The organism is Desulfovibrio desulfopostgatei, assembly GCF_053570645.1.
This window is the reverse complement of the sequence record NZ_JBRBQS010000002.1, coordinates 1,996,079-2,009,633: the sequence shown is the minus strand read 5'-3', so window position 1 is coordinate 2,009,633 and position 13,555 is coordinate 1,996,079. Positions and strand designations below refer to the sequence as shown.

Annotated in this window: 11 protein-coding genes; all 11 read left to right on the top strand. The window is 59.8% G+C overall.

Annotated elements, in window-relative coordinates; all coding sequences use genetic code 11:
* The first annotated feature begins 314 nt into the window (after positions 1–314).
* The 11 genes from ACUZ9Q_RS08820 (at position 315) to ACUZ9Q_RS08770 (ending at position 13,555) form a co-directional block, all read left to right on the top strand.
* Positions 315–2,507 carry a glutamine synthetase III family protein gene (locus ACUZ9Q_RS08820; protein WP_449247704.1) on the top strand — a complete coding sequence of 731 codons (2,193 nt, stop codon included), beginning with the start codon at positions 315–317 and terminating at the stop codon, positions 2,505–2,507.
* Between the two features lie 345 nt (positions 2,508–2,852).
* Positions 2,853–4,310 (top strand): anthranilate synthase component I family protein, encoded by a 1,458-nt coding sequence (locus ACUZ9Q_RS08815; protein WP_192112036.1) that lies wholly within the window; start codon positions 2,853–2,855, stop codon positions 4,308–4,310.
* Complete coding sequence (gene trpD, locus ACUZ9Q_RS08810; protein WP_192112035.1) at positions 4,291–5,883, top strand: anthranilate phosphoribosyltransferase; 1,593 nt, start codon at positions 4,291–4,293, stop codon at positions 5,881–5,883. Before ACUZ9Q_RS08815 ends, trpD begins: the two co-directional genes overlap by 20 nt.
* On the top strand, positions 5,873–6,706 hold the full coding sequence (locus tag ACUZ9Q_RS08805; RefSeq protein WP_215648905.1) for an indole-3-glycerol-phosphate synthase: 834 nt from the start codon (positions 5,873–5,875) through the stop codon (positions 6,704–6,706). Before trpD ends, ACUZ9Q_RS08805 begins: the two co-directional genes overlap by 11 nt.
* Entirely contained in the window at positions 6,700–7,332 is a 633-nt protein-coding gene (locus ACUZ9Q_RS08800; protein WP_297891779.1) for a phosphoribosylanthranilate isomerase, read from the top strand. The genes ACUZ9Q_RS08805 and ACUZ9Q_RS08800 overlap by 7 nt, the downstream gene beginning before the upstream one ends.
* Complete coding sequence (trpB, locus tag ACUZ9Q_RS08795; RefSeq protein ID WP_192112032.1) at positions 7,329–8,522, top strand: tryptophan synthase subunit beta; 1,194 nt, start codon at positions 7,329–7,331, stop codon at positions 8,520–8,522. Before ACUZ9Q_RS08800 ends, trpB begins: the two co-directional genes overlap by 4 nt.
* 2 nt (positions 8,523–8,524) lie before the next feature.
* Positions 8,525–9,292: a tryptophan synthase subunit alpha gene (trpA, locus tag ACUZ9Q_RS08790; protein ID WP_192112031.1), complete on the top strand. Its 768-nt coding sequence runs from the start codon at positions 8,525–8,527 to the stop codon at positions 9,290–9,292.
* A gap of 209 nt (positions 9,293–9,501) precedes the next feature.
* Entirely contained in the window at positions 9,502–9,777 is a 276-nt protein-coding gene (locus ACUZ9Q_RS08785) for a DUF2325 domain-containing protein (protein WP_022659208.1), read from the top strand.
* A gap of 481 nt (positions 9,778–10,258) precedes the next feature.
* Positions 10,259–12,490 (top strand): ferrous iron transport protein B, encoded by a 2,232-nt coding sequence (gene feoB, locus ACUZ9Q_RS08780; RefSeq protein ID WP_192112030.1) that lies wholly within the window; start codon positions 10,259–10,261, stop codon positions 12,488–12,490.
* A gap of 122 nt (positions 12,491–12,612) precedes the next feature.
* Entirely contained in the window at positions 12,613–13,101 is a 489-nt protein-coding gene (locus ACUZ9Q_RS08775; protein ID WP_022659211.1) for a thermonuclease family protein, read from the top strand.
* 31 nt (positions 13,102–13,132) lie between these two features.
* Positions 13,133–13,555, top strand: coding sequence for a hypothetical protein (locus ACUZ9Q_RS08770; protein WP_192112029.1), 423 nt, complete (start codon positions 13,133–13,135; stop codon positions 13,553–13,555).

Below are 13,555 nucleotides of genomic sequence, written 5' to 3'. Positions count from 1 at the left end.
GCCTTATTGGCCGTGTTGATTGATTCTGCATGGCTGGCTTTGTGTGGCGGCAACGGGCAGCTCCAGGGCGCGTTCCGTTAGAGTATACTGTTCCGGGCCTGGCCTTCATGGTCAGGCCCGGAGATCATGGCTTTGGTGCGGGCGTCTGCACGGCGTCCGCAAGGCCTCTGCACCAGCCCCCCTTGTCCGCGTGCGCCAGGGCAGCACGGGCGCGGGCGTTTTGCGGTTTGCATGCAGCGGCATAAATCCAACCGCCATAAGCGGGAATATCGGCACCCCCAACACTGCGTCAGCCCTGAACGCGAGGTTCGTCCATGAGCAGCAAATCCGCCAGACAAAGCGCCATTGAGGCCATCACCACCTACAAACCCGAAGCGGCCCCCCTGAATTTCGTGGACACCAAACCCACCGATATTTTCGGGTGCAACGTGTTCAATGACCGCATCATGCGTGAACGCCTGCCCAAGAGCGTGTACAAGGCGCTGCGCAAAACCATTGAATTCGGCGAACGCATGGACCCCGCCATCGCCGATACCGTTGCCGCAGTCATGAAAGACTGGGCCATTGAAAAGGGTGCCACCCATTTTACCCACATTTTTTATCCCCTCACCGGGCAGACTGCCGAAAAGCACGACAGCTTCCTGATGCCTGACGGCGCGGGCGGCGTGATCGCGGAATTTTCCGGCTCCATGCTTATTCGCGGCGAACCTGACGCTTCGTCCTTCCCCTCCGGCGGCTTGCGCTCCACCTTTGAGGCGCGCGGCTACACCGCATGGGATGTGACCAGCCCCGCCTACATCATGGAGAACCCCAACGGCACCTTCCTGTGCATCCCCACCATGTTCCTTTCGTGGACGGGTGTTGCACTGGACAAAAAAACGCCCATGCTGCGTTCCGGCCAGGCCCTGAACCGCGAGGCTCACCGCGTGCTGGCGCTTTTTGGCGAAGATACGCCCCTGCCCATTGTTTCCTACGCCGGGCTTGAGCAGGAATACTTCTGCATTGACCACAACTTCAATTTTGCGCGTCCCGACCTCCAGATCGCCGGGCGTTCCCTGTTTGGGGCGCGTCCCGCCAAGGGACAGGAATTCAGCGACCAGTACTTTGGCGTTATCCCCCAGCGTGTGCTTTCGTACATGATGGAAGTGGAGCGCGAGCTGTACAAGCTGGGCGTGCCCGTGCGCACCCGCCACAACGAAGTGGCCCCCAGCCAGTACGAAATTGCGCCCCTCTTTGAGGTGAGCAACCTTGCGGTTGACCACAACCACATCATCATGGCCAAGCTGCGCAACGTGGCAAAGCGCTACGGCCTCAAGTGTCTGCTGCACGAAAAGCCCTTTGCGGGAGTGAACGGCTCGGGCAAGCACCTGAACTATTCCATCGGCAATGCGGAGCTGGGCACCCTGTTTGATCCCGGCGAAACCCCGCATGCCAACGCCAAGTTCCTGGTGTTCTGCGCCGCCATGATCCGCGCCGTGCACAAGTTCGGCGGCCTGCTGCGCGCAACCGTCGCCAGCGCCAGCAACGATCACCGTCTGGGCGCCAACGAGGCTCCGCCAGCCATCATGTCCATCTTCCTCGGCGATCAGCTGACGGAAGTGTTTGAAGCCTTCCGCGCCGGACGCGTTGAAAACGCCGCCGGTGGCCGCACAGGCCGCGCCCTCAATCTGGGCGTGGATACGCTGCCGCCCCTGCCCGCCGATCCCGGCGACCGCAACCGCACAAGCCCCGTGGCCTTTACCGGCAACAGGTTCGAGTTCCGCGCGCTTGGCTCCAGCCAGTCTGCGGCGGGTTCCATCACAGCCCTCAACACCATGATGGCCGATTCGCTGGGCTTCGCAGCCGACTGGCTTGAAAAGGAACTGGCCCAGGGCAAGACCTTCAATCAGGCTCTGGAATCCTTTATCAGCCATGTCATTGACGAGCACAGCGCCGTTATCTTCAACGGCGACGGCTACTCCGAAGTGTGGCACAAGGAAGCCGAACGCCGTGGCCTGCCCAACCTGCGCACCACCCCCGAGGCTCTGGCCGAGCTGACCAAGCTCGAAGTGGTCAACCTTTATGAAAAGGCTGGCGTGCTCAACAGGGCCGAACTCAAGGCGCGGCAGGAAATCTATCTTGAGCAGTACTGCAAAACCGTGCGCACCGAGGCCAATCTGGTTATCCGCATGGCCAATACCATCATTTACCCTGCGGGCATGCGCTATCAGGGTGAACTGGCCGCCACGGCAGCCAATATGCGCGCCATCGGCAAGGATCCCAAAACTGTGACCCTGGCCGAAATCACTTCAAATCTGCGCCTCATGCAGGATGCCTGCGGCCAGCTTGAAGAAGTGTTGGCCAAGGCGGACAGCCTGGGCTACGGCTTTGAAGCCGCCCTCAGCTATCGCGAATATGTGCTGCCCCGCATGGTTGAAGTGCGCCGCTACGCGGACATGCTTGAAGTGCGCGTGGCTGACGACCTGTGGGCGCTGCCCAATTATCAGGAAATTCTGTTCGGCAAGTAGGCCTGTACGGCAGGGGAGGGCAAAGCCGTTCAGGGCGCGCCCTCCCGCTTGCCATAGCTGATGCTGTAACGGAAATTTACTGAAAAACCGCCCTGCGTTGTTGACAGCCTGCGGCTGGATGCGTAGTGTGACTTGAAACATAAGGAACTAGGCATTTATATGAACGTTTTCTCCAACACCATTTCTAACAGCTTCAAAGGCTGGTGGTGGCGCATCCAACTGCGTGGGGGAGACGTGCGGGCTTAATAGTTCCGGTACGTTGGCATTGTCGTAAGTAGACGCCGTCTCCCCAAGGGAGGCGGCGTTTTTTGTTTTTCAGGCACAAAAACCCAAAGGATGCGCCAGATGAAAGAGAACGGTGATGCGCAGCATATGCTGACGCTGCAACAAACCGCCCGCTGGTTGCCAGCGGATATGGACACGCCCATCAGCCTGTTTATGGGCATGGTCGGGGCCGGTAACGGCATCTTGCTTGAAAGCGCCGAGGTGGATGGTCGCTGGGGGCGTTACAGCATTCTGGCCTGCGATGCGGCTTTGTTCATCTCTTGCCGCGATGGCAAGCTTGCGCTGGACATCCGCAACGACACCTTAACGCCCCTGGCGCGCTTTGAGGGCAAACCCTTTGTGGACGGCCTGCGGGCGCTCATGGCTGCGCTGACCATAGCTGGCCCGGCCAACATCACAAACCTGCCGCCCATTACCCGCGCTCTTTACGGGTATCTTGGCTTTGGCATGGCGGGTCTGTTCAACCCCAAGCTGGCCCCTGTCATGCCGCAGAGCGAGGCCGACTGCCTGCTCATGCTGCCGTCAACCGTGCTGGTGTTTGACCATCTGTATAACCGGCTCTGCCAGGTGAGCCTGGGCGAACACCGCGCGCTGCAAAGCTCGCGTGAATCGCTGGAAGCCCGCGCCACGGGGCAGGCCGGGGCCGTGCGTATCAATCCCGACAATGTCTGCGCTGAACCCGGCGAGGAAGGCTACAAGGATTACGTGCGCCGCATCAAGGAGATGCTGCGCCAGGGCGAGGCCATTCAGGTTGTGCCTTCCGTGCGATTTTCCACGCCTTTTGAGGGCAATCCCTTTGAACTGTACCGCCGCATGCGCCGGTTCAACGCTTCGCCCTACATGTTCTACATGCGCTTTCCCGAACTGACGCTTTTCGGTTCTTCGCCCGAGGTCATGGTGCGTTGCACCGCGGGGCATTTGCAGCTTTCGCCTATCGCAGGCACGCGCAAACGCGGCGCGGACGACCTTGAAGACGCCGCCCTTGCCGCCGAACTGCGCGATGACCCCAAGGAACGCGCCGAGCACGTCATGCTGGTAGACCTTGGCCGCAACGACCTTGGCCGCGTGGCCCAGCCCGGCTCGGTGAATCTGGAACGCTACATGGAAGTTGAACGCTACTCGCACGTCATGCACCTCACCAGCCGGGTCAGCGCCCGCCTTGAGGAAGGGCTGGACGCTCTGGACGTGCTGGCGGCCACCTTCCCGGCGGGTACGGTTTCCGGCGCGCCCAAGGTGCGGGCCATGGAAATCATCCGCGAGGTGGAAGGCCGCGCGCGTGGCCCCTACGCGGGCTGCATCGGCTGGCTCGGTCTGGACAAGGACAGCGTGAACCTTGATACGGGCATCACCATCCGCAGCATGTGGATGCGTGACGGCAAGCTCTTCTGGCAGGCGGGCGGAGGCATCGTGCATGACTCCGATCCCGATCTGGAATGGAAGGAAGTGTGCAACAAATCAGCCATCATGCGCCTGGCCCTGCGTGCGGAGGACGAAGAATATGTTTCTGCTCATCGATAATTACGATTCCTTTACCTACAATCTTGTGCAGGCTTTTTACGCCCTTGGGCACAAGCCTGTGGTGCTGCGCAACGATGACCCCGCCGTGCTGGACATGGCGGTGAACCCCGAACTTTCCATGGTCTGCATTTCGCCCGGGCCGGGGCATCCCGCCGATGCGGGGCTGTGCCCCGAATTCCTCAAGCGCCTCAGCCCGCGCATTCCCGTACTGGGCGTGTGCCTTGGACATCAGCTTTTGGGGCTGCATGCCGGGGCCAAGGTTGAGGTCGGTCCGTGCATCATGCACGGCAAACAGTCTGAAATCGTGCACGACGGCACTGGCATGTTTTTGGGCCTGCCCAACCCCATGCGCGTGGGCCGCTACCACTCCCTTGTGGTGCGCGCCGATGAAGATGCGGAAAACCCCCGGTTTACGGTCACTGCCCGCGCACCCGAAGGCGAAGTGATGGCTCTGCGCTATAATGACCGCCCGTGGGTCGGCGTGCAGTTCCACCCCGAATCCGTGCTCACGCCGGACGGCCTGCGCCTGCTGGGCAACTTCCCGCAGAGCATCCTCGGCACAGGCGCGGAAACCTCCGACTTCTCCGGCATTCTGGAGCGTCTGGCACGCAGGGAAAACCTCTCCGCCGAAATGGCGGCGGCGGGTTTTGCGGCCCTCATGGACGGCAAGATGACTCCGGCGCAGGCGGGCGGTTTCCTCATGGGGCTGCGCATGAAGGGCGAGAGCGCCCTTGAACTGGCTCACGCCACACGCGCCGCTTTGGCCCGCGCCGTGCGCGTGGACGGCATTTCGGGAACAACCATTGATGTGGTGGGTACCGGCGGGGACGGACGCAATTCCTTCAACTGCTCCACGGCCTCTTCTCTGACGTTGGCAGGCATGGGCTACAAGGTGGTCAAGCACGGCAACCGGGCGGTTTCGTCCAAGTGCGGCAGCGCGGATGCTCTGGAAGCCCTCGGCATCACGCTGGAAAAAGACCCCGCCTCCGTGGCCGAGATGGTCAAAAAGCGTAATTTCGCCTTTATTTTTGCCCCGTACTTCCATCCTTCCTTTGCCAATATCGGCCCTGTGCGCAAAGAGATGGGAGTGCGCACCCTGTTCAACATTCTTGGCCCCATGATCAATCCGGCGCGGCCCAGCCATCTGCTCATGGGCGTGGCGCGGCCCGAGCTGGTGGAGCTGGTGGCCGAAACTCTCATGCAGTCGCCCCTGCACCGCGCCGCCGTTGTTTGCGGCTCTGGCAACTATGACGAGGTGACGCCCATCGGCCCCACCAAGATGGCTTTGCTGCACAATGGCAAGGTGACGCCCATGATGCTCGACCCGCAGGAATTCGGCATAGCCTCCTGCACAGTGGAAGATCTGGCCGTGAGCGGCAAGGAAGAAGCCGTGGCCGTGCTCAATGATATTCTCAACGGGCAGGGGCCGCGCGCCATGATGGACATGGTGGTGCTCAACGTGGGGCTTGCCATCTATCTGCTGGAAGAAAAGATGGATATGGCCCTGTGCATGGCCCGCGCCCGCGAGGCCGTGAGCGCCGGTGTGGGCAGGAAGGTGCTCAATGCTGCTTGAGCGTTTTCGCAAGGCCAAGGAGGCTGAGGTCGAGGCCCTGCGAGCTCTGGAAGCACAGGACGCTCTGCCAGCGGTGTATGAAGGGCAGCGGCCAGATTTTGCTGCAGCTTTAACTCTCCGCGCGCCGGGCTGCCCTCTGGCGGTGGTGGCGGAATACAAGCGGGCCTCGCCTTCGCGCGGCGTGATCTGCGAGAATCTGGATGTGGAAGATGTGGCGCGCCAGTATGCCGCCGCAGGGGCCAGCGCCGTATCTGTGCTGACGGAAGAAGCTTTTTTCCGCGGGCGGCTGGAATATCTGGCCCGCGCCGCTAACCCGGCGCTCTACAATGGGCCGCGTGTGCCCCTGCTGCGCAAGGATTTTATTTTTGATCCTTTGCAGGTGCGGGCCACGGCGGCCACGCCAGCCTCAGCCCTGTTGCTCATCGTGCGGCTGACGCCGGACGCCGCGACCTTGCGGGCCTTGCGTGAACAGGCGGAGGGCTACGGCATTCAGGCGGTGGTGGAGATATTTGATGCGGAAGATCTGCGCCTTGCCCGCGAGAGCGGGGCGCGCATTATACAGGTCAATGCCCGCGATCTGGAAAGTCTGGCGGTGGATCGCGATGCCTGCCTGAAACTGATACGGGCCTGCCCGCCCGCCAGTGGCGAACTGTGGATTGCAGCCAGCGGCATGAGCAGCGCGGATCATCTGCGGGCAGCGGCATCTGCGGGATATCATGCCGCCCTTGTGGGCAGCGCCCTGATGGAAGGCGGCGCTCCGGGCGAGGCCTTGGCGGCCCTGCTGGGAGCTACAGCCAAAACTGATGGAGATTGCACATGCTGATCAAGTTCTGCGGCCTCACACGGCAAGAGGATGTTGACCATGCGGCCAGCCTTGGTGCTGCCATGTGCGGTTTTATTTTTCACCCCCGCAGCCCGCGCGGCGTAACGGTTGCGCAGGCGGCAGCCTTGGACAGTGGCTCTATGCTGCGGGTGGGCGTTTTTGTGAATCAGGGTTCGGACGAAATCCGGCGCATCATGGACGAAGCCCGGCTTGATTACGCGCAACTGCACGGTCACCAGAGTGTGGAATGCGCCCGCGCCATCGGCGCGGAGCGCGTCATTCGGGTGCTCTGGCCCGACCGTTACACCCACCGCGCTTTGTTGTACAATGATTTACAACGCAATGCCGAAGCCTGCGCCTATTACCTGCTTGATGCGGGGCTGAAAGGCGGCGGCAGCGGGCACAAACTGGACTGGTCGGATCTGGCCAGCTTGCGCCCGGCGCATCCCTGGCTGCTTGCCGGGGGATTGAGCGCAGCCAATGTGGCAATGGCCGTAGGCATGTGCGCGCCTGCCGGGGTGGATTTCAATTCCGGCGTGGAAGACGCGCCGGGGTGTAAAAACAGGGAAAAAATGGCGGCTGCATTTATGGCCGCAAACTCCAAAGGCAATGGGTATTCGTTATGAAAGACAGTTACTTTGGTGAGTTCGGCGGCTGCTTTGTTCCCGAACTGCTTATGCCGCCCCTTATGGAAGTGGAAGCGGCCATGCGCGACATTTATCCCACCGAAAAGTTTCAGGCAGAGCTGAAAGACCTGCTGTTCAACTATGCCGGGCGCGAAACGCCGCTGACCTATTGTCCCACGCTTTCGGGCGAGCTTGGTTTTGACCTGTGGCTCAAGCGCGAGGATCTGCTACACACGGGCGCGCACAAGGTCAACAACACCCTTGGGCAGGCTCTGCTTGCCAAATATATGGGCAAAACAGCCCTGGTGGCGGAAACCGGCGCTGGCCAGCACGGCGTTGCCACGGCTGCGGCAGCCGCCCGGCTGGGCATGGAATGCACCATCTATATGGGTGCGGAAGACGTGGTGCGGCAGGCTCCCAACGTCATGCGCATGAAGCTGCTGGGCGCCACCGTGCATGCGGTGGAAAGCGGCACCCGTACCCTCAAGGACGCCATCAACGAGGCCTTGCGCGCCTGGATCGGCAGCCAGAAAACAACCCACTACTGTTTTGGCACCGCTGCCGGGCCGCACCCCTTCCCCAAGCTGGTGCGCATGCTGCAAAGCGTCATTGGCCGCGAAACCCGCGCCCAGATGCTGGAAAGAACCGGGCGGCTGCCTGATGCCGTAGTGGCCTGCGTGGGCGGCGGCTCCAACGCCATCGGCATGTTCCATCCCTTTGTGGATGACGCCAGCGTGCGGATCATCGGCGTGGAGGCGGCAGGCACGGGCGAGACCGGCTGCTTCAATTCCGCCCCGCTGAATCTTGGCACCCCCGGCGTGCTGCACGGCGCGTACAGCATGCTGCTGCAAAACAGCGACGGTCAGGTTGAACCCTCGCACTCCATTTCTGCCGGGCTGGATTATCCCGGTGTGGGGCCGGAACATTCGTGGCTGCAAAAAATCGGGCGCGTCCATTACGGCATGGTCAAGGACGCCAACGCGCTCAACGCCTTCCAGCGCCTGTGCCGCGCAGAGGGCATCCTGCCTGCGCTTGAATCTTCGCACGCTCTTGCCTGGGTGCTCGACCACCCGCAGGAATTCAAAAAGGGCGATCAGGTGGTGGTGAACCTGTCTGGTCGCGGCGACAAGGATCTGGGCATTGTCAACAAGGCGCTGGGCTTTGCGGCGCAGGGCCAGGAAGAGGTGTAGTCATGAATATTCTTGAACAGAAAATCCGCGATGCCAAGGCGGCCGGTCGTCCGGCGCTGATTCCCTTTTTGACGGCGGGCTTTCCCGATCAGTCCACCTTCTGGCCCACGCTGATGGAGCTGGACGAAGGCGGCGCGGATATTATCGAAATCGGCGTGCCCTTTTCCGACCCTGTGGCAGATGGGCCGGTGGTGGAAGAAGCCTCGCGCCGCGCCCTGAGCGATGGCGTAAGCCTGCGCGGCATTCTGGAAGAACTCATTGAACGCAAAGGACTTATTCAGGCTGGCGTGGTACTTATGGGCTACCTGAATCCTTTTCTGCAATATGGCTACGAAAAGCTGGCGCGGGATGCCGCGCGCGGCGGCGTGCATGGTTTTATCGTGCCTGATCTGCCCTATGAAGAAGCCGGGCCGCTGCGCGAAGCCCTGAAAAAAGAAGGTATTGCCCTCATCCCTCTGGTTGGCCCCAATACCAGCGCGGAGCGCATGGCCCTCTACAACAGCGTGGGCGAAGGCTATGTGTACGTGGTTTCGGTCATGGGCATCACTGGCGAGCGCAACGACCTGGCGCCCCAGGTGGCGGTGACCATGCGCCGTGCGCGTTCGGCCTTCAAACTGCCGCTGGCTCTTGGCTTTGGCCTGCGTGAGCCTTCCCAGCTTGAGGCTCTTTCGCCCGATGCGCGGCCCGACGCCGTTGTTTTCGGCAGCGCCCTGCTCAAGCATATCGATGCAGGCAACAGCGCCGCTGAATTTCTGGCTCGCTGGAAGTAGCTGGAAATAGAAGCTGTTTCTATCGTCTTCTGCACAAAATGAGGGCGCTTTTCCGCAGGGGAGAGCGCCCTTGTTATTTGAATTGAAATTTATTTTCAAAAAAATGGTTCAGACTGCTTGACTTTGAAATTCGTTTTCAATTAAAAGAAGGGCACAGAGCAACCCCATCCGCGCAAAATTGAGCAGTGCGGCAAAAGACGGAGGATCATATGTGCGTAACCCTGATAGGCGGTATGGACCGACTGAAAAAAGATTACATGGCAGCGGCGGAGCAGGACGGACATTCCCTGAAGTTCATCACCCGCAATGAGCGCAATTTTGTGGACAAAATCGGCAACCCTGACGCCATGATCGTGTTCACCAACAAAATTTCTCACGAAGCCAAACGCAAGGCCGTGCAGGTTGCGCGCTCGCGCAATATTCCTCTGCAAATGGTTCATTCGTGCGGCGTGTCTTCCCTGCGTGAATGCCTCAAGGGCGCATAGGCTGCTGAAGGAGCGTTCTCTAATGCAGAACTGCCAACCCGGTGACGGGATGGGAGGCCGCTGATCAAGGTCGGCGGCCTCCCTTTTTTGCAGGCACTGTGAGCGACAGTCTCTGCGAGGGAAAGTCTGTGCGAGGAAATCTGGCCAGGAGAGTTTGGCCGGGAGAGTTTGGAAAGTTCGCGGGCGTTTTGCCCCTGGCCAATCGGGTTGGAGTAAAGTTGCGGAAAATTAATATCCATCGCTTGACATTTGGTGGGCAGGTAGCTAAATCAATCAGGACTTTGGAATTGAATTTCAATTTTTTGAGCAGCGTCTTGCAGACGACCCTTCGGCAGGATCGAAAAAGGGTCAGGTAAGACAAGTCGTTTGACGGCAGGGCTGCTGGCAGGAAGGCTGGTATGAACAAATTTTTGTTCGCGGTAATGGCTGGGATGTCGCAAGTGCGGCGTCGGTCTGTTTATAGCATGGGGGAGGTTCGTGCATGAGCGCGGTTCGGCAGTTTAATAATCCCGATGATGCCAATTTCAACGCTGATGGAAAGCTGCGGATAGCTCTTGCTGGCAATCCCAACTGCGGTAAAACAACAGTTTTCAACGGCTACACTGGCGCGCGCCAGCATGTGGGCAACTATCCCGGTGTCACGGTTGACAGAAAAGAAGGCCACATCACCGTGGGCGGCAAGCAGGTTACCGTGGTTGACCTGCCCGGAACGTACTCGCTGACCGCCTATTCCATGGAAGAACTGGTGGCGCGCCGCGAGTTGGCGGCTGGCAATGTGCAGGCCGTTATTGACGTTGTGGACTCCTCGGCCCTTGAACGCAACATGCTGCTTACCGTGCAGATGCTCGAAATGGGCATCCCTGTAGTGCTTGGCTGCAATATGATGGACGAAGCCCGCGCCGCAGGCATCCATATAGATATGGAGCGCCTTGGCGAACTGCTGGGCATCCCCGTGCTGCCCATGGTGGCACGCTCTGGCGAGGGGCTTGATGAAGCCATGGCTGTCGCCATCAGGTTGGCGCAGGAAGGCAAAGCCAATGCCCTGCGTATTTCTTACGGCAGCGATATTGACCCTGTGCTGCTGGATATGGAAAAGCGCATTGAAGACAGTGGGTTGTTGACAAAAAAATACATGCCCCACTGGATTGCCCTCAAAATACTTGAAGGCGACAGCGAAATCATGAGCGAGGTTCGCGCCGCAAATGCCGCGCTGGCCGAAGAGCTTGAGGGTATGCGCAAAAAGGCTGCAGCACATGTGCGCAGCACGCTCAATGCCAATCTTGAATCCATCATCACCGATTACCGTTACGGCTTTATCCGCAGCCTGCTGCGCGACGGCATCGTGACCCAGGATGCTGGCAAGGACCGTCTGGCCCTTTCCGACAAGCTGGACAAGGTGCTCACCAACGCCTTTCTTGGGCCGCTGATCATGATCGGCGTGCTCTACCTCATGTTTCAGGTAACGTTTACTGTAGGCGATTATCCCAAAGGCTGGGTTGAAGACGGCTTTAAATGGCTGGGCGACACCTGCACAATGCTGTTGCCCGAGGGTTTTGCCCAGTCGCTTATTGTGGATGGCATCATTGCGGGTGTTGGCGGCGTGGTCAGCTTTGTGCCGCTCATCCTCATCATGTTTGCGCTCATCTCCTTTATGGAAGACAGCGGCTACATGGCCCGCGTGGCCTACATGATGGATCGCATCTTCCGCTTTTTCGGCCTGCACGGCGCATCGGTCATGCCCTATATTATCGCGGGCGGTATTGCGGGCGGTTGCGCCATCCCCGGCGTCATGGCAACCCGTACCCTGCGCAGCCCCAAGGAAAAACTGGCAACCCTGCTTACGCTGCCCTACATGACCTGCGGCGCAAAGTTGCCCGTGTTCCTGCTGCTGGCCGGGGCATTCTTTCCTGACAATGCCCCCACAGTCATGTTTCTTATCATGATAACCGGTTGGGTCATGGCTCTGCTGGTGGCGCGCCTGCTGCGCTCTTCCATCGTCAAGGGCGAGGCCACTCCCTTTGTTATGGAGCTGCCCCCGTACCGCATGCCTACCCTCATGAGCCTTTTGCTGCACTGCTGGGAACGTGCCTGGATGTACCTCAAGAAGGCCGGTACCGTGCTGGTGGCCATTTCCATCCTGATATGGGCCGCCATGACTTTCCCCGGTCTGCCGGAAGACAAGTCCGCCCCCTTTGACGCCCAGATCGCCCAGCTTGAAGAAAAGATAGCGGCCATCCCTGAAGGTGACGAGGCCCGCGCCCCCATTGAAGAAGAACTTGGCAACGTGCGCAACGAACTTAAGGAAGAAGCCTTGGCCTTCTCCGTGGCTGGCCGTCTTGGCAAGGCCGTGGAACCCGCCACGCGCCCCATGGGTTTTGACTGGCGCACCGACATAGCCCTGCTGGCCGGTGTGGCCGCCAAGGAAGCTGTTGTGGCCACCATGGGCACTGCCTACGCCATGGGCGACCAGGATCCCGAAGACGCCGCACCCCTGGCGGAACGCCTCAAGGGTGATGAAGCATGGTCAAAGGCCACGGCGCTTTCGCTGATGCTCTTCGTACTGCTGTATTCCCCCTGCTTTGTGGCCCTGGTGGTCATCCGCCAAGAGGCTGGCAGCTGGGGCTGGGTGGCGTTCAGCATCGTGTTCAACACTGCTCTGGCTTTTGCAGTAGCCACAGCCGCCTACCAGATGGGACGCACTGTCTGGGGATAGCGCCACTGTCTGATTTCTGATTCCCCTCCTTGATGCCTGTGCCGCCTGCCTTGACAAAGGTCTGGCGGCACAGGCATTATCTGCTGGCGCACATTTGCAGGCCTTTACCGAGGGGTTCAGCAATGCTCAACCGGCTTTTTGCAAGTATAATCCTTATGGTTCTGGCTGTGTCTCCCGCTGCTGCGGCTACAACGTGGAATGCGTATGTGGTAAGGGTGGAAGACGGCAATACTGTTTCAGTCAGCACCAAGAAAGACAGTGAAGAACCAGAGAAGGTGCTGGTTTTTTACGGCATTGAAGCTCCCAGTCTCAGGCAGCCTTACGGGCCTCAGGCGCTGGCCTATTTGCAGCGCATGATGCCCAAGGGGGCCAAAGTGGACGTTGAAGACGTGGGGCAGCTCGAAGCTGGCCCCATTACCGCGCTTGTGCAGGTGGGCGGCGATTCCGTCAACTACAAGCTGGTGATGGAAGGTCTGGCCTGGGTGGACAGGCAGAAGTGCAGGGCTATTTTTTGCCGACGCTGGCTTATTCAGGAACATCAGGCGGTATTGGACAGGCGTGGCATTTGGGGGCTGAACATTGGCACCCCCCCCTGGCAATGGACCCGCTGACACGCCGCCGTAACCCATAAAAGGAGCGCGTATGGAAGTTACAGGTTCCGAAGAACTGCGTAAATTTCTTGATTCCTGGCAGGATGACCCGCTTAACATCAAGAAATCATTTACGGAATACATGGATTTTCTGGCCGCGCACAGCAATATTTCCTTTACTTTCAAGGCCCGGCCCGGCGTAAGTTATTCCCTGCGGGCGCGCCACAGCGTACAGACCGAACGCGTACTCTTTGTGCTGCTGGATGTGGTGGATGATGTACCGGCAAGCCGCTGGCTTTCCATTTGTTTTTATGACGAAATGGTCTCTGACCCCGGCGAAAAGGGCGACTTTGTGCCCGGTGGCCTCATGGGCGAAGACGCCCGTTGCTTTAACCTAGAGGACGACGATGCCGTCATGCGCGACTATATCAAGGCGCGTTTGGCCGAAGCCGCCCACAAAGCCGCAAAAGAGTAA